The 21,399-nt window shown below is 75.4% G+C and carries 16 protein-coding genes and 1 riboswitch; of the genes, 11 read left to right on the top strand and 5 right to left on the bottom strand.

The annotated features are described in order from the left end of the window. Nucleotides 1-30: 30 nt before the first annotated feature. Nucleotides 31-1,338, bottom strand: coding sequence for a glycosyltransferase family 4 protein (locus tag ACFTWP_RS14110; protein WP_380264763.1), 1,308 nt, complete (start codon nucleotides 1,336-1,338; stop codon nucleotides 31-33). A gap of 250 nt (nucleotides 1,339-1,588) precedes the next feature. Here ACFTWP_RS14110 and ACFTWP_RS14105 point away from each other — a divergent pair, with 250 nt between their 5' ends. The 6 genes from ACFTWP_RS14105 to ACFTWP_RS14080 all read left to right on the top strand — a co-directional run bounded on the left by ACFTWP_RS14105 (nucleotide 1,589) and on the right by ACFTWP_RS14080 (nucleotide 8,270). Next, entirely contained in the window at nucleotides 1,589-2,236 is a 648-nt protein-coding gene (locus ACFTWP_RS14105; protein ID WP_380264762.1) for a TetR family transcriptional regulator, read from the top strand. Nucleotides 2,237-2,352: 116 nt separating this feature from the next. Next, nucleotides 2,353-2,426, top strand: a riboswitch (cobalamin riboswitch). A gap of 107 nt (nucleotides 2,427-2,533) precedes the next feature. Next, the gene (locus ACFTWP_RS14100; RefSeq protein ID WP_380264761.1) at nucleotides 2,534-3,814 is read left to right on the top strand and encodes a prenyltransferase/squalene oxidase repeat-containing protein; all 1,281 of its coding nucleotides are present in this window, start codon (nucleotides 2,534-2,536) and stop codon (nucleotides 3,812-3,814) included. Continuing rightward, nucleotides 3,811-4,467 carry an SCO2322 family protein gene (locus ACFTWP_RS14095; RefSeq protein ID WP_380264760.1) on the top strand — a complete coding sequence of 219 codons (657 nt, stop codon included), beginning with the start codon at nucleotides 3,811-3,813 and terminating at the stop codon, nucleotides 4,465-4,467. Before ACFTWP_RS14100 ends, ACFTWP_RS14095 begins: the two co-directional genes overlap by 4 nt. 118 nt (nucleotides 4,468-4,585) lie before the next feature. After that, nucleotides 4,586-5,644, top strand: coding sequence for an energy-coupling factor transporter transmembrane protein EcfT (locus tag ACFTWP_RS14090; protein ID WP_380264795.1), 1,059 nt, complete (start codon nucleotides 4,586-4,588; stop codon nucleotides 5,642-5,644). Beyond that, a complete protein-coding gene (locus tag ACFTWP_RS14085; RefSeq protein WP_380264759.1) occupies nucleotides 5,641-7,317 on the top strand; it encodes an ABC transporter ATP-binding protein in 1,677 nt (558 codons plus the stop codon). Before ACFTWP_RS14090 ends, ACFTWP_RS14085 begins: the two co-directional genes overlap by 4 nt. Next, entirely contained in the window at nucleotides 7,314-8,270 is a 957-nt protein-coding gene (locus tag ACFTWP_RS14080) for an ECF transporter S component (RefSeq protein ID WP_380264758.1), read from the top strand. Before ACFTWP_RS14085 ends, ACFTWP_RS14080 begins: the two co-directional genes overlap by 4 nt. A gap of 101 nt (nucleotides 8,271-8,371) precedes the next feature. Here the strand turns inward: ACFTWP_RS14080 and ACFTWP_RS14075 are convergent, their stop codons facing one another. Next, nucleotides 8,372-8,704: an antibiotic biosynthesis monooxygenase family protein gene (locus ACFTWP_RS14075; protein ID WP_380264757.1), complete on the bottom strand. Its 333-nt coding sequence runs from the start codon at nucleotides 8,702-8,704 to the stop codon at nucleotides 8,372-8,374. 1,021 nt (nucleotides 8,705-9,725) lie between these two features. Between ACFTWP_RS14075 and ACFTWP_RS14070 the strand changes: the two genes are divergently transcribed. From ACFTWP_RS14070 to ACFTWP_RS14055, 4 genes are all read left to right on the top strand, one after another. Beyond that, nucleotides 9,726-11,573, top strand: a complete 1,848-nt coding sequence (locus tag ACFTWP_RS14070) for an NAD-dependent epimerase/dehydratase family protein (protein WP_380264756.1) — start codon at nucleotides 9,726-9,728, stop codon at nucleotides 11,571-11,573. A 63-nt stretch (nucleotides 11,574-11,636) separates the two neighbouring features. Continuing rightward, on the top strand, nucleotides 11,637-13,478 hold the full coding sequence (gene asnB / locus ACFTWP_RS14065; RefSeq protein ID WP_380264755.1) for an asparagine synthase (glutamine-hydrolyzing): 1,842 nt from the start codon (nucleotides 11,637-11,639) through the stop codon (nucleotides 13,476-13,478). An 80-nt stretch (nucleotides 13,479-13,558) separates the two neighbouring features. Beyond that, on the top strand, nucleotides 13,559-14,830 hold the full coding sequence (locus ACFTWP_RS14060) for an MFS transporter (RefSeq protein ID WP_380264754.1): 1,272 nt from the start codon (nucleotides 13,559-13,561) through the stop codon (nucleotides 14,828-14,830). A 112-nt stretch (nucleotides 14,831-14,942) separates the two neighbouring features. Then, entirely contained in the window at nucleotides 14,943-16,244 is a 1,302-nt protein-coding gene (locus ACFTWP_RS14055; RefSeq protein ID WP_380264794.1) for a UDP-glucose dehydrogenase family protein, read from the top strand. A gap of 34 nt (nucleotides 16,245-16,278) precedes the next feature. On the opposite strand, the gene ACFTWP_RS14050 is transcribed toward ACFTWP_RS14055, so the two are convergent. Next, a complete protein-coding gene (locus tag ACFTWP_RS14050) occupies nucleotides 16,279-18,357 on the bottom strand; it encodes a DHA2 family efflux MFS transporter permease subunit (protein WP_380264753.1) in 2,079 nt (692 codons plus the stop codon). Nucleotides 18,358-18,673: 316 nt separating this feature from the next. Between ACFTWP_RS14050 and ACFTWP_RS14045 the strand changes: the two genes are divergently transcribed. Next, entirely contained in the window at nucleotides 18,674-19,675 is a 1,002-nt protein-coding gene (locus ACFTWP_RS14045; RefSeq protein WP_380264752.1) for a hypothetical protein, read from the top strand. 65 nt (nucleotides 19,676-19,740) lie between these two features. Here ACFTWP_RS14045 and ACFTWP_RS14040 read toward each other — a convergent pair whose 3' ends face one another. Beyond that, nucleotides 19,741-20,325: a TMEM165/GDT1 family protein gene (locus ACFTWP_RS14040; RefSeq protein WP_380264751.1), complete on the bottom strand. Its 585-nt coding sequence runs from the start codon at nucleotides 20,323-20,325 to the stop codon at nucleotides 19,741-19,743. Nucleotides 20,326-20,604: 279 nt separating this feature from the next. Next, nucleotides 20,605-21,393, bottom strand: a complete 789-nt coding sequence (locus ACFTWP_RS14035; protein WP_380264750.1) for an ABC transporter permease — start codon at nucleotides 21,391-21,393, stop codon at nucleotides 20,605-20,607. Nucleotides 21,394-21,399 lie beyond the last annotated feature (6 nt).

Genomic DNA, 21,399 nt, shown 5'->3' with positions numbered 1-21,399 from the left:
GCGCACCGGCAACCGCACACGGCCGGGCCGTCAGGCCACGTAGCGCCAGCCCGCACCGGAACGGGCCCGCTGCCCGGCCCCGGTGGCGATCGCCGCCCGGTAGCGCTCGACGGTCAGCTCCGCCGCCCGCTCCCAGGTGAACCGCGCCAGCACCCGCTCGCGCCCGGCGGCGCCCAGCGCCGCCCGCAGCCCCGGGTCGTCCAGCAGCCGGCCCAGGGCCGTCGCCAGCGCGCCGGCGTCGCCCGGCGGGACGGCCAGGCAGCTCTCCCCGTCCGGACCGGCCACCTCGGGGATCGCCCCGCCGGTGGTGGCGACCAGCGGCGTACCGGTGGCCATCGCCTCCGCCGCCGGCAGCGAGAAGCCCTCGTACAGCGACGGCACGCAGGCCACCTCGGCGGAGCGGTAGAGGTCCACCAGCTCCCGGTCGGTCAGCCCGCTGCGGAACTCGATGTACGGCTCCAGCCCGAAGCGCCGGACGGCCTCCGCCACCGGGCCGTCCGAGCGCTGCTTGCAGACCACCACCAGGTGCGCCTCGCGCTCGGTGCGGACCTTCGCCAGCGCCTCCACCAGGTGGACCAGTCCCTTCAGCGGGACGTCCGCGCTGGAGGTGGTGACGATCCGGCCGGGCACCTGCGCGATCTCCCCGGAGGGCGACCACAGCCGGGTGTCGGCACCGATCGGCACCACCGAGACGGCGCCCGGCGCGGCGCCCAGGTGCTCGGCGATCTCGGCCTTGGAGCTGCCGGAGACGGTGATGATGTGGTCGAGCCGGGCGGCCACCCGGCGCTGCATCCGGGTGAAGGAGTACCAGCGGCGCAGCGACAGCCGGCGCAGCCGGGTCGGCGCGGCGTCGAGCTCCAGCTGCCGGTCCACCGTGATCGGGTGGTGGATCGTGGTGACCAGCGGGAACCCGTGCCGCTCCAGGCCCAGCAGGCCGTAGCCGAGGGTCTGGTTGTCGTGCACGACGTCGTAGCGGCCCTTGTGCGCGGCCAGGTAGCGGCGGGCGCGCAGCGAGAAGGTCAGCGGCTCGGGGAACCCGCCGGTGCGCATGGTGGCGACCTCCAGCACGTCCACCGGCCCGCGGTACTCGGCGAGCCTCGGGGTGCGGAACGGGTCGTCGGCGCGGTAGAGGTCCAGGCTCGGCAGCTCCACCAGGCGCACCGAGCCCGGGCCCGCCACCTCGTCCAGCACCGGGAAGGGCTGGGATCCGATCACGTCCACGTGGTGGCCGAGGCGGGCCAGTTCACGGGACAGGTGCCGGACGTACACGCCCTGACCGCCGCAGAACGGGTCGCCGCGGTAGGACAGCAGGGCAATCCGCAGCGGCTGCGCGGTCATCCTCGGCCCCTCATCTCTGCTGCTCGGGTGTGATCCACTCGTCCGGGCCGGAGCCGGCCCACGGCGCTAAAGTAGATCAGGTTTCACTGTGGCGTGGAGCTCGTCATTGAGCATGTGAACAATGAGAGACCTTGAAGATACCGGCCCGTAGCTTGTGGTTCAGAGCCAGGGATGGTGATTCACGCCACGCCCGCGGCCCACTCCGCGACCCGATCTGCGACCCATCGTGACCTCGCGCCCTGGGGGCCCCATGCCGACCACCACGCCCGACCCGGCCGCCGCCCGGATCGCGGGCCCCGCGCTCAGCGCGCGCCAGGCCGAGCGCCGGTCGCGGATCCTGCGCGCCGCCTCCGCCCTGGCGGCCCGGGGCGGGTACGAGGCGGTGCAGATGCGCGAGGTGGCGGACGGCGCGCAGGTCGCGCTCGGCACGCTCTACCGCTACTTCCCCTCCAAGGTGCACCTGCTGGTGGCGGTGATGCAGGAGCAGCTCCAGCAGCTGCACGAGCAGGTCAGGCGGCATCCGCCGGCCGGGGACGACCCCGCCCTGCGGGTGGCCGAAACCCTCACCCTGGCCTTCCACGCCCTCCAGCGCGAGCCGCTGCTGGCCGAGGCGATGGTGCGTGCGCTGTCCTTCGCCGACCGTTCGGTCAGCGCCGAGGTCGACCGGGTCAGCGGCCTGACCTCGCAGATCATCCTGGACGCCATCGGGCAGGCCGGGCCGCCCAGCGAGGAGCAGCGCGCCGCCGTCCGCGTGATCGAGCACACCTGGCACTCCGCGCTGGTCTCCTGGCTCTCCGGCCGCGCCTCGATCGGCGAGGTCCGGGCCGACCTGCGGACCGCCGCCCGGCTGCTCGACCTGCCGGGCGCCCCGGGGTCGGACGCCCCGCGCCGGCGATAACCGGTTCTCGTTCCCGCCCGCGGTGTGCGACCGAGCCCACACCGCACGCGCACCTGGCCGGCGGACGCTGCGGATAGAGTCGACGGGCACCACAACTGCATCCGCCTCTCTTCCGGGGAAAGCCGGTGCGAAACCGGCGCTGACCCCGCAACCGTGAGCCCGCGCGCCCAGGCGCCGGGCGAGCCGGACCGCCCGGGGAGCGGCGAGCGGCCAGGCCGGGCGCCCGCCCGGCACCGTCGAGGTCTACGGACGGCCCGTCACGGGCCACCCACCGCTCATCGAAAGGCACCACCCGCCATGCTGACCGCCGCCCGCACGGGCGCCGCCGTCCTGTCCGCCCTGCTGCTGGCCGGCGCCGGCGCCGCGCCGGCCCTCGCCGACAGCCCCTCCCCCACCGCCACCGTCGCCGTCCCCGCCGGGCTCTACGGACAGGGCGACCCCACCTACGACGGCGTCTGGCGCCAGTCGCTGGCCCTGGCCGCGCTCGCGGGCGTGCACGCCGTGCCCGCCGACAGTGCGGTCGGCTGGCTCACCGGCCAGCAGTGCGCGGACGGCGGCTGGCCGTCCTTCCGCCCCGACACCGCCGTCCCGTGCGACGCCCCGACGGAGGACAGCAACGCCACCGCCGTCGCCGTCCAGGCCCTCGCCGCGCTCGGCGGCCACCAGGACGCCGTCGACAAGGGCGTGGCCTGGCTGAAGGCCAACCAGAACGCGGACGGCAGCTGGGCCTACAACCCGGGCAGCCCCGGCGACGCCAACTCCACCGGCCTCACCGTCACCGCCCTGCTCGCGGCCAAGGCCGACCCGGCGACCGTGGCGAAGGCCGGCCGCAGCGGCTACGACGGCCTGGCGCTCTTCCAGCTCGGCTGCGCCTCGCCCGCCGAGCAGCGCGGCGCGTTCGCGTACCAGCCCGACCCGGCCGGTGCGCTGGCCGCCAACGCGCTGGCCTCCTCGCAGGCCGCGCTGGCCGCCGCCGGGGGCCGCCTGCCGGTCGTCAACACCAACCAGGTCGACGCCGCGGCCAAGGCCCTCGCCTGCACCGCCGGCGCCGCCGCGCAGCCCGTTGCGCGCGCCGACTCGGCCGAGGCCGCCGCCGCGTACCTGGCCGGGCAGCTCGCCGCCGGCGACCAGCACCTGATGCTGACCCTGCCGGGCGCGACCCCGACCCCCGACTACACCGCGACCGCCTGGGCGGCGCTCAGCCTGATCCAGTCCGGTCACGCCAAGCAGGCCGTCGGCGCCGTCGACTGGCTGGCCGCCCAGGGCGGCACCTGGACGAAGGGCGGCACCGACGCGTCCGCCACCGCCACCCTCGTCCTGGTCGCGCAGGCCGCGCAGCGCGACCCGGCCGCCTTCGGCGGGACGAACCTCCTCCAGCAGCTCACCGCGGCCGGCCCGGCGCTCAAGTCGGCGCCGGCCTCGCCGGCCGCCACCGCCGCGGCGAAGGACGACAAGGGCGGCGTCTCGACCCTCTGGGTCATCGGCGTCGGCCTGCTGATCGGCATCGGCGGCGGCCTGCTGCTCAGCCTGCAGCGCCGGCGCGGCAACCGGGACGCCGCCGGGAAGCCCGGCAGGTGATCCGCCAGGCACGCCCCCGGGCGGTGGCGGCCACCCTGGTCGCCACCGCCCTGCTGGGCCTCCTCGGTGCCCTGACCGCCGCCCCCGCGCACGCGACCGGCTACCGCTACTGGTCCTTCTGGAAGTGGTCGGCCGGCGCCTGGACCTACCAGCAGCAGGGCCCGGCCCTCTACGTGCCGCCGGACGGCTCGGTGGACGGCTGGCGCTTCGCGGTCAGTCCGGACGGCGGCCGGGACGCCGCCCGACCGGGCTCGCCCGGCGACTTCGACGCCGCCTGCGCCGCCACCCCGGCGCAGGCCGGCCGCAAGCGGGTCGCCGTCGTCCTGGACTTCGGCACCGCCGCCGACGCCCCGCCCGGCGCGCTCCCCGACGGCGCGGCGCCGCCCGCACCGCGGACGGGCTGCGCCTCGGTGGCCACCGCCGCCAGCTCCGCGGAGGTGCTGGCCGCCCTGGCGCCGCCGCTGCGCTACGACGGCGCCGGCATCCTGTGCGCCATCGCCGGCTACCCGAAGGCGGGCTGCGGCGAGGCCCTCGCCCCGTCCGGACCCGACTCCGGCGGCTCCGGCGGCCCGGACCTCGGTCTGATCGCGGGTGGCGCCGTCGTCGCGGTGCTGGCCGCCGGCGCGGTCTGGCAGGCCCGCCGGCGCCGCTGACCGACCGGGCTTGCCACACCCCATACCCCGCACCCCTGTTGACCTCCCAGGACACTCCCCACCAGGACCTCTCGTGACCAGAGCCCGCCGCACCCGCCCGGCCGCCGGCCCGCGCCACCTGCACCCAGGGGCGTGGTGGCTGTGGGCGCTCGGCATGGGCGCGGCGGCCTCCCGCACCACCGATCCGCTGCTGCTCCTGCTGATCATCGCCGTCACCGGGTACGTGGTCGCGGCCCGGCGCAGCGACGCACCCTGGTCGCGCTCGTACGGGACCTTCCTGCGGCTGGGCCTGCTGGTGCTGGGCATCCGGCTGCTGTTCGCCGTCCTGCTGGGCTCGCCCGTCCCCGGCACGCACGTGCTCTTCACCCTGCCGGAACTGCCGCTGCCCGCCTGGGCGCAGGGGGTGCGGGTCGGCGGCCGGGTCACCGTCGAGGGCCTGCTCTTCGCGCTGTACGACGGGCTGAAGCTCGCCACCCTGCTGATCTGCGTCGGCGCCGCCAACGCGCTGGCCGGCCCGGCCCGGCTGCTGCGCACCCTGCCCGGCGCGCTCTACGAGGCGGGTGTCGCCGTGGTGGTGGCGATGACCTTCGCACCCCACCTGGTCGCCGACGTCCGGCGGCTGCGGGCCGCCCGCCGGCTGCGCGGCCGCTCCGACCGGGGCGCCCGGGCCCTGCTCAGCGTCGGACTGCCGGTGTTGGAGGGCGCGTTGGAGCGCTCGGTCGCGCTGGCCGCCGCGATGGACACCCGGGGGTTCGGCCGCACGGCCGACGTGCCGCCCCGGGTCGCCCGCACGACCGCCGCGCTGACCCTGGCCGGACTGCTCGGGATCTGCGCCGCCGCGTACGGGCTGCTCGGCTCGGCGGCCACCGCCTGGACGCTGCCCGTCCTCGGGCTCGGACTGGCCGCCGCGTTCGCCGGACTGCTGCTCGGCAGCCGGCGGGCCCTCAGGACCCGCTACCGCCCGGACCCCTGGGCCTGGCGGGAGTGGGCGGTGGCCGGCTCCGGGGTGCTGGTGGCGGCCCTGGTGATCCGGCTGGCGGCGCTCGACCCGGCCGCCTTCACCCCCTCCCTCGTCCCGCTCGTCGCACCGGCCCTGCCCCTGACCGCCGCGCTGGCCGTGCTGGTCGGCCTGGTGCCGGCGGTCGCCGCCCCGATCCCGCCCCGGAGTGTCTCGTGATCACCTTCGACCAGGTCTCGGTCAGCTACCCGGACGCCTCCGCACCCGCCCTCGACGGCCTCGACCTGACCGTCGCCGAGGGCGAACTCTGCCTGCTGGTCGGCCCGTCGGGCTCGGGCAAGTCCACCCTGCTCGGCACCGTCAGCGGTCTCGTCCCGCACTTCACCGGCGGCGTGCTGCACGGCCGCGTCACCGTCGGCGGCCGTGACACCCGCACCCACCGGCCGCGCGAACTCGCCGATCTGGTGGGCACGGTGGGGCAGGACCCGCTCGCACACTTCGTCACCGACACGGTCGAGGACGAACTCGCCTACGGCATGGAGTCGCTCGGCCTGGCCCCCGAGGTGATGCGCCGCCGGGTCGAGGAGACCCTCGACCTGCTCGGCCTCGCCGACCTGCGCGGGCGCGCACTGGGCTCGCTGTCCGGCGGGCAGCAGCAGCGGGTGGCGATCGGCTCGGTGCTGACCGTCCACCCGAAGGTCCTCGTACTGGACGAACCCACCTCCGCCCTCGACCCCGGGGCCGCCGAGGAGGTGTTGGCCGTCCTGCAGCGGCTCGTCCACGACCTCGGCACCACCGTGCTGATGGCCGAGCACCGTCTGGAGCGGGTCGTCCAGTACGCCGACCAGGTGCTGCTGCTGCCCGGCGCCGGGCAGCGGCCCGTCCTGGGCGAGCCCGCCGAGGTGATGGCGCAGTCGCCCGTCCACCCGCCCGTCGTCGCCCTCGGGCGGCTGGCCGGCTGGTCGCCGCCGCCGCTCTCGGTCCGCGACGCCCGGCGCCGCGCCGGCGCGCTGCGGGCCCGCCTCGACGACCTGCCGCCGGCTGCCGACGCACCGGACGGCGCCGCACCGGACGCGGACCGGGCCGCCGCCGCGACCGCCGGCCGAGCTCCGGCCGGCGACCCGGTCGCGACCGTCGAACGCCTGGTCGTCCGGCGCGGGCCGGTGCCCGCCCTGCGCGGCGTCGACCTGACCCTGCACGCCGGCGAGATCACCGCCCTGATGGGCCGCAACGGCGCCGGCAAGTCCACCCTGCTCGGCAGCCTGGTCGGCCTGCACGCGCCGGCGGCCGGCAGCGTACGGGTCGGCGGGCTGACCCCGCACCGGGCCCGGCCGAAGGACCTGGTCCGCCGGGCCGGGCTGGTCCCGCAGGATCCGCGCGACCTGCTGTTCTGCGAGAGCGTCGGCGCCGAGTGCGCCGCCGCCGACCAGGACGCGGACGCCGCCCCCGGCACCTGCCGCGCCCTGGTCGAGCGGCTGCTGCCGGGCATCGGGGACGGCGCCCACCCGCGCGACCTCTCCGAGGGCCAGCGGCTCTCGCTCGCGCTGGCCGTCGTCCTGACCTCCCGGCCGCCGCTGCTGCTGCTGGACGAGCCCACCCGCGGGCTCGACTACGCGGCGAAGGCCCGGCTGGTGGAGATCCTGCGCGGGCTGGCCGCCGACTCGCACGCCGTCCTGCTCGCCACCCACGACGTCGAACTCGCGGCCGCACTGGCCCACCGCACGGTGATCCTCGCCGAGGGCGAGGTGGTCGCGGACGGCCCGACGGCGGACGTCGTGCTCTCCTCCCCCGCCTTCGCCCCGCAGGTCGCCAAGATCCTCGGCCCCGCGCGCTGGCTGACCGTCGAGCAGGTCGAACGCGCCCTGGCGGGAGCGGAGGTCGGCCCGGCATGAGCGCACAGCCCGCCCCCGGCGACCACGGCACGGCCGGTACCGCCGGCCCGACACCCGCGCCCGCTTCCGCCTCCGCCTCCGTCGACCGCGCCAGGCTGGCCCGTCCCGTCCCGCTCGGCCGGCGCTCGACCGCCACCCTGCTGCTCATCTCGGCGATCGGCGTGGTGGCCTTCGGCTGGCCGCTGCTCGCCTCGACCGGGTCCGCGCTGGTCGGCCACTCCGCCGACGCCCCCTGGCTCTTCGCCCTGCTGCTGCCGCTGCTGCTCGCCGTGGTGGTGGCGCAGATCTCCGAGGGCCGCTCGGCCACCGGCGAGCCGGGCATGGACGCGAAGGCCGTCGCCCTGCTGGGCATGCTGGCGGCGGCCGGCGCGGCCCTGCGCCCGCTGGGGGCGGGCACGGCCGGGCTGGAGCCGATGTTCTTCCTGATGGTGCTCTCCGGACGGGTCCTCGGACCGGGCTTCGGCTTCGTCCTGGGCTCGGTCTCGATGTTCGCCTCCGCCCTGCTGACCGGCGGCGTCGGCCCGTGGCTGCCGTTCCAGATGCTCTCGATGGGCTGGGTCTGCCTCGGGGCCGGCCTGCTCCCGGGCGCCGCCGCCCTGCGCGGCCGGCGCGAACTCGCGTTGCTGGCCGGCTACGGCGCCTGCTCCGCCGTCGCGTACGGGACGATCATGAACCTGCAGGGCTGGCCGTACATCGGCGGCCTCTCCAGCTCGATCTCCTTCGTGGCCGGCGCGCCGCTGAGCGAGAACCTCCCCCGCTTCGCGGCCTACTGCCTCACCACCTCGCTCGGCTGGGACCTGCCCCGCGCCGCCCTCACCGTCGTCCTCTGCCTCACCCTCGGCGGGCCGGTGCTGCGCACCCTGCGCCGGGCCTCCCGCCGGGCCGCCTTCGGCGCCCCCGTCGCCTTCACCGCGGCGCGGACGCCGTCCGAGGAGGACGCCCGCCCGCGCTGAGCCGGCGCTCCGGGCCGTCGTGTCCCGGCCGACCGCGCTCCCGTGCCGGGGGCTCCGCCGCCGCCCTTACGGACGGGCGGCGGAGCCCGGGCACGGCGGGGTCAGGCCTTCGGCCCCGCGGACTGGACGACCTCGAAGGACCACAGGGTGGACCCGGAGGCGGCCGGTCGCTGCGCGGCGCCGCCCTCGGCGGCCGGCGGGCCCTGGCGGTGGGCCGCCTGCATCGGGCCCTCCATCCACGCCTTGAAGTGCTCCTCGGTGGCCCAGCGGGTGTAGACGAGGTACTGGTCGGTGCCCTCCACCGGTCGCAGCAGCTCGAACCACTCGAACCCGTCCGAGTTCTCGACCGCACCGGCCCGCGAGGCGAACCGCTGCTCCAGCACCTCGCGCTGCTCCGCCGGAACGGTGAGCACGTTGATCTTCACGACTGCCACTGCTGGCCCCTCTCATCCAGCCGGGCCCCGGCGTGCGGGTACCCGGCCCCGACCTTCTCCGAGCAGTCTCCTACACCGCCGCGGGCCGGGGCCGGGCGCCGCCCCCGTCTCCCCCCGACACCCCAAGTGGTCTGGACCATTTGCCCCCCATGCGGCACTATGCTCGGTTCACGATCTTTCGGCCCCTTGCGCTCCCAATCGGCGAATTATCTGCTTCGCCGGGGCTTTATCCGAATTCCTGCGCGGATCCCCCGGAACCGGACTTCCGCACCGGCAGTCCACTCGAATCCCTTGACGCCCCGTCAATTCCGTCAGTAGCCTTTCGGCAGCAGGAGAGCAGCCACGGGACAGGTCGGACCCCGGGCCGCACACCTGGTGAATTCACGGCGATCGGATCGTGGCCCCGGGCCACCGACCGCCGGCCGGTCGCCGCCATCGCAGTCGGCCACCGGGCCGGCCGGACACCGCTCCGCCCTGCACCGCTCCGCCACCGGCACGCCGGCTCCCGAGTCCGCCGTGCGCGCCGCCCCACCGCGCTGCCCACCCCGTCATGCTGCCCTTCACGGCGTCCGCCCGACGCTGCCGTTCGGCGTGCCCGGACGGCGATCACCCCGGTACCCCCGCCACCGGCGGCACGTCCGCGCCGGTCGGGACGCTCTCCCACCGCACCCGCACCCGCATCCGCATCCGCACCCGCGTACGACGTGCCGCGCCCGCCCACCGATCCGCCTCCCCGGACCACCGCAGGCGAGGCGCACCCCCTCACGGTCGAACCCAGCCGCGAAACGCGGCCGGGCGCCCGACCGGCCTCCGGCCTGCCCGAACGGAAACCGACCGCGCGCCCGACCACCCCGAGGAGCGGGATCCGCCGCCACCGGATCACCGCTCCCGGGCAGCCGCGGAAATTCGTCGGAATATCCCCGGCGGCATTCCGTGCGGCGACACCGAAAGCGACGAAAAGCGCTCCGCACTCGATCCCGGCAAAAAGACCGCCCGCCCCGACCATCGACATGAGGTATTCATGGACCCGCTCGACCGTCCGGTGAAGCTCAGCGGCGCAGTGATGACCCACCCCGACCGCCTGGCCGAGGCCCGGCAGATCGCCGAGGTCGACCCGCTGGGCCGGATCAAGGTGGTGGTGGACCCCGAGCCCGCGGGCCGGCCGACCGCCCTCCGGGTGGCGCCGCTGTCCTGGGCCTGCGTGGAGCCCGACGCCACCCACCACCTGGTGCTCCAGGACGACGTGGCACTCGCCGAGGGCTTCTTCGACCACGTCGAGAAGGTCGCGGCGGCGGCCGGGAACGAGGCGGTCGCCTTCTACGCCGGCTGGGACAGCCGCAACGGCGGCGTGGCCCGGCTCGCGGCCCTGACCGGCGCGCCCTGGGCCTACACCCTCCAGGAGCACGTGCCCTGCTACGCCCTGCTGCTGCCGGCCGAACTGGCCCGGGGCTACGCACAGTTCCAGCAGGAGGACGAGCCGGGCTGGCCCTACGACGTCGTCGTGCAGCGCTATCTGAACGCCCGCGGGGTGCCCGTCCGGTTCTGCACCCCCAGCCTGGTGCAGCACATGGACATGCCCAGCCTCGCCGGCAACGCCTACCACGGGCTGCGCCAGGCCACCCTCTACTCGGACCGGGTGGTGGAACCGGCGACCTACGAGAGCGTCCGGTTCCCGGTCGTCCCGTTCTACCGGTACGGCCTGGCCCGGTGCGCGATCCGCGACGGCGGCGAGTGGGAGTACGTCGAGACCGAGCGCCACCTGCGGCGGACCGGACTGCTGGACGCCTGCCTGGCCGGCCTCGCGACGGCCGAACCCGCCCCGCGGCTCTCGGAGCGGATCCGCCGGGACGTGTGGGTGACGGCGTTCGCCATCGGTGCGGTCACCGCCGACGCACCCGAGCCCGACGCCGCGGTCGCCGCCGCGGCGATGCAGACGCTGGGGCCCGGCGGCCTGTGCGAGGACTACCCCGCCGGCGAACTGCTCGACCTGGCCCACCCGATCCGGGACCTGGCGCTGGCCGCGCTCGGAGCGGGCCGCCGGGCCGGGCGGCCCGCCGCCGACCGGGCCCCGGTCGCCGTCACCGGTGGCGAGGGCCGCTTCGCCGGCCAGCTGGCGCGGCTGCTCGGCGACCAGGACCACCTGGTCGGCCGGGTCGCCGGGGGGCCGGCCGGCCCCGACCTGGCCGGCGCCGCGTACGTGGTGCACCTGGGCGACCCCTCCGCGGGCCCCGAGCTGCTGGACGAGGTCCTGGCCGCCGCCGCTGCCGCCCGGGTGGAGCGCCTGGTGTACGCCGGGTCCGCCGCGGTGTACCGCGGCAGCGGCGACCGGGTCGTCACCGAGCAGGATGTGACGGCGCCGCCGCAGGACGGGGTCGCCCGCTCCTGGTGGCAGGAGGAGCAGCGGTGCCGCGAGTGGGGCGAGCGGACCGGGACGGCCGTCCAGGTGCTGCGCCTCGCCGACCCGGTCGGGCCGCACGCCGCCCGCGGCAGCGCGCCCGTCCAGTTCGTCCACCTGGCCTGGACCCGCCACCCGCAGTCGATCCGGCCCGGGCGGGTGCACCAGGTACTGGACTACCGCGACCTGGCGGACGTGATCGGCACCGTCCTCGCCGCGCCGGTGTCGGCGCCCGTCCTCAACGTGGCCTCGGCCACCTACACCGAGGAGGAGCTGGCCGACCTGGTCGCCGAGGTCTCCCGCCGCACGCCGTGGGAGGTCGACCCGCAGGGCGCGGTCGAGCGGTGGAGCATGGCGACGGGCCTGGTCGAGGGCGAACTGCGCTGGAGCCCCACGGCCTCGGTCTTCGAGGGGATGCGCGACCTGTCCCAGTGGTACGCCTGCGACATCCACGGCGGCGAGGACATCAAGTAACCGGACGACCCGGACCGGCCGGCGGCCACGCCCGCCGACCTCACTGACCTCAAAGGAGACACGATGTCCGGTATAGCCGGGTTGGTAGATTTCGCCCGCGACGTGACGCTCAGCCCGGGCGCCGCGCAGGCCATGACGGCGACCATGGTGCGGCGCGGCCCCGCGGCCGGCGGCACCTGGATCTCGAAGCACGCCGCCCTGGGACAGCGGATGCTGTCCACCGCCGGCCTGGAGGGGGAGAGCCTCCCCGTCAGGGTCGAGGACGGCTCCGGCCGGCACGCGGTCGTCACCTTCAGCGGCGAGACGTACAACTCCGGGGAGCTGCGCGCCCGGCTGCGCGCCCTCGGCCACTCCTTCCGGACCGCCACCGACGCCGAGGTGGTCCTGCACGCGTACCTGGAGTGGGGTGCCGACTGCGTCCGACAGCTCGACGGCGTCTACGCGTTCGCCGTCTGGGACGAGCGCCGCCAGGAGCTGCTGCTGGTGCGCGACCGGGCGGGCGTGAAGCCCCTCCACTACGCGCCGACCCCGTCCGGCGTGCTGTTCGGCTCCGAGCCGAAGGCCGTCCTCGCCCACCCGGACTTCGCACCGGTGGTCGACGCCGACGGCCTGCGTGACATCCTCGCGGTGGCCAGGGTGCCCGGGCGGGCGGTCTTCCGCGGCCTGACGGAGGTCCTGCCCGGCTGCACGGTGCGGGTCACCCGGGAGGGCGTCACGGCGCAGCGCTACTGGGGGCTGCAGGTCAGGGAGCACACCGACTCGCTGGAGCGGACCGTCGCCACCACGCGCGAACTGCTGGAGTCGGTGGTGGCCCAGCAGATGGTGGCCGACGTCCCCCCGTGCGCCCTGCTCTCGGGCGGCCTGGACTCCAGCTCGCTCACCGCGCTCGCGGCCGGGGTGGCGCGCCGCGAGGGCCTGGGCCGGATCCGCTCGTTCACGGTCGACGACCGCGATCCCGCCCGGCCCGACGGCGGCCTCGGCAACGAGGACCACCTCTACGCGCGCCTGATGGCCGAGCACGTCGGCTCGGACCTGAGCGAGCTGCCGCTGGACGCGCTCGACCTGCTCGACCCGGCCCTGCGGGCCGCCGTCCTCGCCGCCTACGACCTGCCGATCAACAAGGGCGACCAGTACGCCTCCCTGCACCTGCTGTTCGCCGCCGCGCGGCAGCACGCCACCGTGGCCCTGTCCGGGGAGTGCGGCGACGACGTCTTCGGCGGGTACAACTGGCAGCGCCTGCCGGAGTGGGTCTTCAGCGGCACCTTCCCGTGGGTGCAGGAGGGCCGGGCGCGCTACCAGGGGTACGACGCCGTCTTCGACCCCGACCTGCTCGGCAAGCTCGACCTGGCCGCGTACGAACACGACTCGCACAGCGCGGCGGTGGCGGAGATCGCGGCGAAGGAGCACGTCACCGACCCCGCCGAGGCGCGCTACCGGGAGGTGACCTACCTCGCGCTGACCCGGCACTCCCGGGTGCTCTTCGACCGGCTGGACCGGCTGGGGATGAGCAGCGGGCTGCAGATCAGGATCCCGTTCGCCGATCACAAGCTGCTCGACTACGCCTTCAACATCCCCTGGGCGATGAAGAGTTTCGACGGCCGGGAGAAGAGCCTGCTGCGGGCGGCGATGCGCGACCTGCTGCCCGAGGCGGTGGCCATGCGGATCAAGACGCCGTACCCCAACCTGCGCGCCGGTGCCTACGATCGGATGCTCCGCGAGCGGCTGGCCGACGTCGTCCGCGATCCGCGGAGCCCGGCCGCACCACTGTTCTCCGACGCGCTCCGGCAGGCGGTGGCCGAGAGCGGGAGCGCCGCGCTGGAGCACGGCGTGAGCCGCGCGGCCCTGGAGACCGGGCTCCAACTGGACGGCTGGCTGCGGGCATACGACGTGCGGATCGCCCTCTGAGCCAGGCCTGATCCCACGGCTCCCCGGGGCGACCGCGCCTCGGGGGGCCGACACCGACGCCGTACCGAAGAGGATCCCTGATGCGACAGCCCGCCGCCCCGTCCCGCCTGTGGACGTGGAACTTCGGCTTCTACTTCACCGCCCGCGTCGTCTCGCAGGTGGGCGACACGATGATCCCGGTCGCGACGGCGGTCGCGATGCTCTCGCTCGGCTACGGCGTCAGCGGGGTCGGCTTCGCGCTCGGTGCCTGGATGGGGGCGTTCGCACTGTTCGTGGTGTTCGGCGGGGTGTTCGCCGACCGGTTCCACCCGCGGCCGCTGATGATCGGCGCGGACGCCGTCCGGTTCCTGGTGCAGGTGGCGGTCACGGCCTGTCTCTGGCTCGGGCACCCGCCGCTGTGGTTCATGGTCGCCGCGGCGCTGGCCGGCGGCGTCGCCACCGCGATGTTCCAGCCCGGTACGTCGAGCCTGGTGCCGCAGGTCGCCGCCGACGCCCAGCAGGCGAACGGGGTGCTGCGGGTCAGTGAGGGGTTCGCCACCATGGCGGGCCCGGCGGTGGCCGGGGTCCTGGTGGCCGCGACGTCGGCGGCCTGGGTGTTCGCGATCGACGCGGCGACCTTCGCGGTCAGCGGGATCTGCCTGGTGGCCCTGCGGCTGCCCCGGTTCGAGGTGGACCGCTCCGCCTCCACCCTCACCAACCTCCTGACGGGCTGGCACGAGTTCCGCTCCCGGTCCTGGTTGTGGGGCGTGATCCTGATCTGGTGGGTCCTGGGCGTGTTCGTCTGGGGTCCGATCACCCCGCTCGGCGCCGTGTCGATCATCGAGGCGCACGGCAAGGCGGCCTTCGGCTACGCCGAGGGCGCGTTCGGCGCCGGGTGCATCGTCGGCGGCCTGGTCGCGATCCGGGTCCGGCCCGAGCGGCCGCTGTTCGGCGGCGGCCTGGCGATGCTGCTGTTCCCGCTGATGCCGCTGGCGGCGGCCACCGTGCCGGCCCTGCCGCTGCTGATGCTCGGGTACGCGACGGCCGGGGCCGGCTGGGCGTTCTGGGGTGTCCAGTGGGCCACCACGGTGCAGACCCGGATCCCGGAGGACCGGCTGAACCGGGTCGCCGCCTACCAGGTCGCGGGGTCCATCCTCGCCGTGCCGCTCGGCCAGGCGGTCTCCGGGCCGGCCAGTGGCGTCGCCGGGGTCCATCTCCTCCTGGGGGTCGCGACGGTGGCCGCCGTCGGCTGCGCGGCGGCGCTCCTGTGCAGCCCGCCGATCCGCGGTCTGCGGCGGGCCCCGGAGCCGGCCCCGCCGGGCCGGGCGGCGGACGGCGCGACCGGCGTGCCGGTGCCCTCCGCGGGCGGCTGACCGGCCCGCCCCTCCCACCCTCGTCCACCGCGGCACACCGGCTCCACCTCAGACGTCCACGATCGTCCAGCACTCGACTGCAAAGGGGTCGGCCTTGCGCGCACGGCATCGAATGACCGTCATCGGCACCGGATACCTGGGCATCACCCACGCCGCCTGCATGGCCGCGCTGGGCTACCGGGTGCTGGGCCTGGACATCGACGCGGACAAGGTCCGCCATCTGAACGCAGGACACCTGCCGATCCACGAGGAGGGCCTGGCGGAACTGCTGCGCGACGGCCTGGACTCGGGCCGCCTGCGGTTCACCACCTCCGTCGCGGAGGCCGCCGACTTCGGCGACGTGCACTTCCTCTGTCTGGGGACGCCCCAGCGCGCCGGCGGGTCCGCGGCGGACACCTCGCAGCTCGACGCGGCGGTCGAGGCGCTCGCCCCGCTGCTCACCCGGGAGTGCCTGGTGGTCGGCAAGTCCACCGTCCCGGTGGGGACGGCCGGGCGGCTCGCCGACCGGCTGGTGGAGCTCGCCCCGGCCGGCCGGGCCGTCGACCTCGCCTGGAACCCCGAGTTCCTGCGGGAGGGCTTCGCCGTCAAGGACACCCTCAGCCCGGACCGGCTGGTGCTCGGGGTGCGGACCGGGCGGGCGGAGCGAACCCTCCGCGAGATCTACCGGCCGCTGGGCGAGGTCCCCGTGGTGGTGACCGACTTCGCCACCGCCGAGCTCGTCAAGTCCGCCGCCAACTCCTTCCTGGCCACGAAGATCTCGTACATCAACGCGATGGCCGAGGTGTGCGAGGCGGTCGGCGCCGACGTCCTCGCCCTGGCCGAGGCCCTCTCCCACGACGACCGGATCGGCCGGCGCTTCCTGAGCCCCGGCATCGGTTTCGGCGGCGGCTGCCTGCCGAAGGACATCCGCGCCTTCGCGGCCCGCGCCGAGGAGTTGGGGGTCGGGTCGGCGCTCGCCTTCCTGGGGGAGGTCGACGCGATCAACGGCCGGCGCCGGGCCCGCGCCGTGGAGCTGGCCCGCGAGCTGGCGGGCGGAACGCTCGAAGGCCGGACGGTGGCGGTGCTGGGAGCGGCCTTCAAGCCGCACTCCGACGACATCCGGGACTCCCCCGCTCTCGCCGTGGCGCTGGCGGCCAGGGCGGAGGGCGCCGTCGTCCAGGTGTACGACCCGGTCGCGCTGGACAACGCCCGCAAGGCGTACCCCGAGCTGGACTACGCCGGCTCGGCGGCCGAGGCGGCGCAGGGCGCGCACGTGACGATGGTGCTGACCGAATGGCCGGAGTTCGCCGGGCTCGACCCCGGGGAGCTCGGCGAGGTGGTCGCCGCCCGCGCCGTGGTCGACGGCCGCAACGCCCTCGACCCGGTCGCCTGGCGGGCCCGCGGATGGCGGTACCGGGCCCTGGGCCGCCCCTGACCGGCCGCGGTCTCCCGGCGGCGGTGGCGCCCGGTCAGGCCGGGCGCCCGCCGCCGTGCGGGGCGCGGCCCGGCGGGATCCGGTCCGGACGGTCCCGCGCGTCGGCGCACAGGCCGGAGCTGAGGCGGGTGAGCAGCGCGGCGAGGTCGGCGTACTGCTGCTCGTCCCAGTCGCCGAGGAGTTCGGCGAGCTGGGTGCGCCGGGCGGCCACCAGGCGGGTGGCGGCGGCCTCGCCGGCCTCGGTCAGGCGCAGCGGGAGCCCGCTGCCGCGGGAGGCCAGGCCGCGGCTCTCGACCTCCCGGGCGGCGGTCTCGACGACCTCGACGGGGACGATCCGGCGCTCCGCCAGTTCGACGGTCTCGACCGAGCCGTGGTGGTGCATCTGCAGGATCAGCCAGCTGGCGGCGGGCTGCAGGTCGAGTCCGGCGGTGGCGGTGATCCGGCGGAAGAGGTCCCGGCGGGCCTCCCTGGTGTTGAGCGTGGACAGCGCGCGGGCGATCTCGTCGAGCGAGCTGCGCTCGACGGGGTTGACGCCGATCGACTCGCCGAGGTCGGGGGCGGTCACGGTGGAGCGCAGGGGCTGTTCGCGCAGCAGCAGCGAGAGCACGAAGGCGACCAGCACGACCGGCACCGCGAACAGGAAGACCCGGGTGATCGACTCGGAGTACGCGTGGTGGATCCCGTCCTGGACGGCGGGTGGCAGGAGCTCGACCGTCTGCGGGTCGGAGGCGATCGAGCCGGCGCTGAACCCGGGCGGCAGCGGCACTCCCGCCAGGGCGTCGGCCAGCCGGCGGTCGAGCCCGTTCGCGAAGACGGAGCCGAAGACCGAGACGCCGAAGGAGGCGCCGATGGAGCGGAAGAAGGTCGCCCCGGCGGTGGCGACGCCCAGGTCCTCGTAGCCGACGGCGTTCTGCACGGCCAGCACCAGGACCTGCATGACCAGGCCGATCCCGAGCCCGAAGACCAGGAAGCAGACGCTCATCTCGGTGGTGGTGCTGTCCTCGGTGAGCCGGGAGAGCAGCAGCAGGCCGACGGCGGTGAGGGCGGTCCCGAGGATCGGGAAGATCCGGTAGTGCCCCGTCCGGGCCACGATCTGTCCGGAGCCGATGGAGGTGAGCAGCATCCCGAGCACCATCGGCAGCATGTGGATGCCGGACATCGTGGGCGAGACCCCCTGGACGACCTGGAGGAAGGTCGGCAGGTAGGTGAGCGCGCCGAACATGGCGAAGCCCACCACGAAGGAGATGACGGCGACCAGGCTGAAGGTGCGGATGCGGAACAGCCGCAGCGGCAGCACGGGCTCCTCGGCCCGGCGCTCCACCGCGACGAAGGCGACGAGCAGCACGACGCCGAGGACGCCCAGTCCGACGATCTGCCAGGAGCCCCAGGCCCAGGTGGTTCCGCCGAGCGAGGTCATCAGCACCAGGCAGGTGGCGACCGAGGCGATCAGGACGGTGCCCGGGTAGTCGATCCGGTGGCGGTGCTTCACCCCGGTGCCGTGCAGCACGGCGGCGATCACCAGCAGGGCCACCACGCCGATCGGCACGTTGATGTAGAAGACCCAGCGCCAGCTGAGGTTGTCGACGAAGACGCCGCCGAGCAGCGGCCCCAGCACGCTGGTGACGCCGAAGACGGCTCCGAACAGGCCCTGGTACTTGCCGCGGTCCCGGGGTGGTACGAGGTCCCCGACGATGGCCTGGCTGAGCACCATCAGGCCGCCGCCGCCCAGGCCCTGGAGGGCGCGGAAGCCGATCAGCTGGCCCATGTTCTGGGCGAGGCCGCAGAGCACCGAGCCGATCAGGAAGATGACGATCGACGCCTGGAAGAAGGTCTTCCGGCCGTACATGTCGCCGAGCTTGCCCCAGAGCGGGGTGGCCGCGGTGGAGGCGAGCAGGTAGGCGGTGACCACCCAGGAGAGGTGCTCCAGGCCGCCGAGGTCACTGACGATGGTGGGCAGCGCGGTGGAGACGATGGTCTGGTCGAGGGCCGCGATCAGCAGGGCCAGCAGCAGCGCGCCGATCGGCAGCCAGAGGTTCTTCACGGCGGTCTGCGGGGGCGCCGGTACGGGCGCGGGCGCCGGAGTCCGGCCGGGATCGGCTGCCGGGTCGGCCATCGCGCGGCTCCTCGTGGGTGGGGGCCCGGACCCGCCGGAACCCCGGGTGGATGATCATTCCGACAGGACCATAGTGTCAGGAATGCCCTGGTATGGGGCAGCTGATTGCGCCATCCGTAAGAAGACCGGACACCGCCCGCCCACGCCGCCCGCACTGATTGTTCATCGGGTCCAATCACCACCAACCGGCACAAGAGCCCCGTTGATGACCGATCACCCCTGTCCCCCCTTTGGGAACGTCATGCATAATCGGGCGCGTTCGCCTCCCAAACCCGGATCGGGCGCGTTCACCACCCAGACCGAGGAGGACCGGCCGATGCCGGACCAGCACTGCCCCGTGTGCGGCACCGTACGGACCGCCGGCAGCTGCGGATGCTCCTCCGACTTCACCGACACCGCGGTACTGCCGCACATCGAGGGCCCGCCGCTGGTCCGCCCGTACGTGCCGCAGGCGCGCGGCCGGGTCGGCGCGGAGCCCGGTCCGGCGGCCGGCTACGACCCGTTCGGCGCCCCGCCCGCGGCCGACTACCGGACGGCGCTGATGCCGCCGGTGCCGCTCGCGCCGCCACCGCGCGGACCGGAGTCCCACCCGTACCCCGCCGACCCCGCCACCCCGGGCGAGTTGGGCCTCTTCGCGTTCGACAACGCCCCCACCGCCCCACAGGACGCGCCGCCCGGCGGCCGGGCCGCGCGGCGGGCCGACCGGCAGAGCCCGACCGCCCGGCGCCGGGGCGCCGTGCTGGCGGCGGGCGCCGGCGTGGTCGTGCTGGGAGTGGGCGCGGCCTTCCTGGTGACGCCCTCGGGCAGCCCCGAGCACAAGGCGCTGCCCACCCCCACCGCCGTCCTCTCACCGACCGTCATCGCGCCCTCGGACCCGCCCAGTACGGCGGTCCCGAGCCCGAGCGCCACCTCCGGCGAGTCCGTCGCCCCCTCGGCCTCGGCCCCCCGGACGGCCAGGCCGACCAGCAAGGCGCCCGCCCCGGCGCCGACCACCGAGGCTCCGGCGGCGCCCGCGCCGACCGCGGTGGCCCCGACGCCGACCGCGACCACGCCAAGCCCCTCGCCGAGCCCGTCGGCGACGGTCCGGATCCTGGAGCGGGACATGAAGGGCGACGACGTGAAGACGATGCAGCAGCTGCTCGTCACGGAGAGCTGCGGGCGGGTCGACAAGTCGCTGATCTCCGGCACCTTCGACTACTGGACCGAGTTCGTGCTGAAGTCCTTCCAGGACAGCCGCAAGTCCTCGCTCAAGAGCGAGTCGGGCAGGTACGGCCCACGGACGAAGGCCGCGCTGGAGACCGCGCCGCCGAACTGCTGAAACGCCCGGTGGCCCGGCCGTCGGAACGGCCGGGCCACCGGGCAACGGGGGCTGTGTTCAGCCGGTCAGCCGGTCACGGCCTGGAACAGGCTGAACCCGCCCATCAGCAGCATCACGCCGGCCGCCACCCGGATGATCACCTTCATCGGCACGTGCTTCAGCAGCTTCTGCCCGCCGACGATGGCGATCCCGGCCACGGCGCAGAGCGCCAGCCAGGCGCCCAGGCCCACGGCCAGCGGGTCGTCGTACTTGGCGGCGAGGTTGGCGGTCATGATCTGAGTGAGGTCGCCGAACTCGGCCACCGCGACGACCGCGAAGCTCGCGCCCGCGACCTTCCAGAAGCTGCCGCTGGAGGGTTCCTTGGCGGCGTGGCCGTCCTCGTCGCCACCGTGCTGGAAGAGCAGCATCGCGGCGCCGGCCAGGAAGAGCAGGCCGGTGACGCCCTCCACCCAGCGCTGCGGCAGCAGGGCGAGCAGCTGACCGGCGATCAGTGCGAGGCCCACCATGACGGCCATCGCGGCGGCGACGCCGGCGAAGACGTAGCTCGCGCGGTAGCGGGTGCCGAGGACGAGGCTGGCCAGGGCGGTCTTGTCCGGAAGTTCGGCCAGGAAGACGATGCCGAAGGTGATGACGAGGACGGTCGGACTCACGGGTTCAGGATTCCCTAGATCGGGCTGCCCGGCCTCGGCAGCTCCGTCGCAGGACGCCTCGGCCCGACAGCGCTGGTTGGTGGGCACAGCACTGCGGCCGAAGGTCTCGCCGGCACCCGTGGGATCCGGATGCCCCGGGCGCCGGGCCCCGCGAGGGGCCAGTATGTCGACGGTCCGGTGGAGGGCTACTCCCCTTCAACGTCGTCCATGGTACCCGACGGCGATCGCCGGGCCCCGCCCGGCCCGACGGCACCCGGCCCCGCCCGGCCCCGCGGCCGGTCACCCGGCGGCGCCCGGGGCGGCGGCGACCGGCACCAGCCCCCGGCCGACCAGCTCCATCACCGCCACGATCGCCACCGCCTCCACCACCAGCAGCGCCACCAGCACGAACAGCTGCACCGCCCCGGCCTGGACCGGCGAGGCCCCGCCGAGCAGCATCCCGACGAAGGCCCCGGGCAGCGTGACCAACCCCACCGTCCGGGTCTGGTCCAGGGCCGGGACGAGCGAGGTCGCCCCGGCCGTCCGGCAGATCTCCAGCCGGGCGTCGCGCTCCTCCAGCCCCAGCGCGAGCGCCGCCTCCACCTCGCCGTGCCGCTGGCGCAGCTCGTCCAGGGCCCGCCGGCCGGACAGCGAGGTGGCGGTCAGCGCGCCGCCGATCAGGATGCCCGCCACCGGGATGACCGACAGCCCCTGGCGCGGCAGCAGCCCGGAGGCCAGCAGCAGCGCCAGGACGGGCAGCACCGCACCGCCGATCGGTACCGCGGCCCAGACCCAGGCGGGCCCGTCGGTGATCCGCCGCCCGGCCGTCCGGACGGCGACCGTGAGCATCAGCAGGACGAACAGCGCCGAGGTCCAGAGCGAGCCGACCACCCAGGCGATGACCAGCGCGACGGCGGCGAGCTGCAGCACCGCGCGCAGCCCGGCCCGCAGCACCGCGTGCCCGTACCCGAGCCGGCCCCATCCGGCCACCGCGACGGCGGCGCCCAGCAGCAGGGCCACGGCCCAGCCGAGGGCCGGGGTCACCGGCAGCAGCTGGCCGGTGGCCGCGAACGCGACGGCCGCGGGCACCCCCGG

It is taken from the genome of Kitasatospora sp. NPDC057015 (assembly GCF_042673745.1).
In the GTDB taxonomy this organism is placed as follows: domain Bacteria; phylum Actinomycetota; class Actinomycetes; order Streptomycetales; family Streptomycetaceae; genus Kitasatospora.
This window is presented reverse-complemented; position numbering and strand designations above follow the sequence as displayed.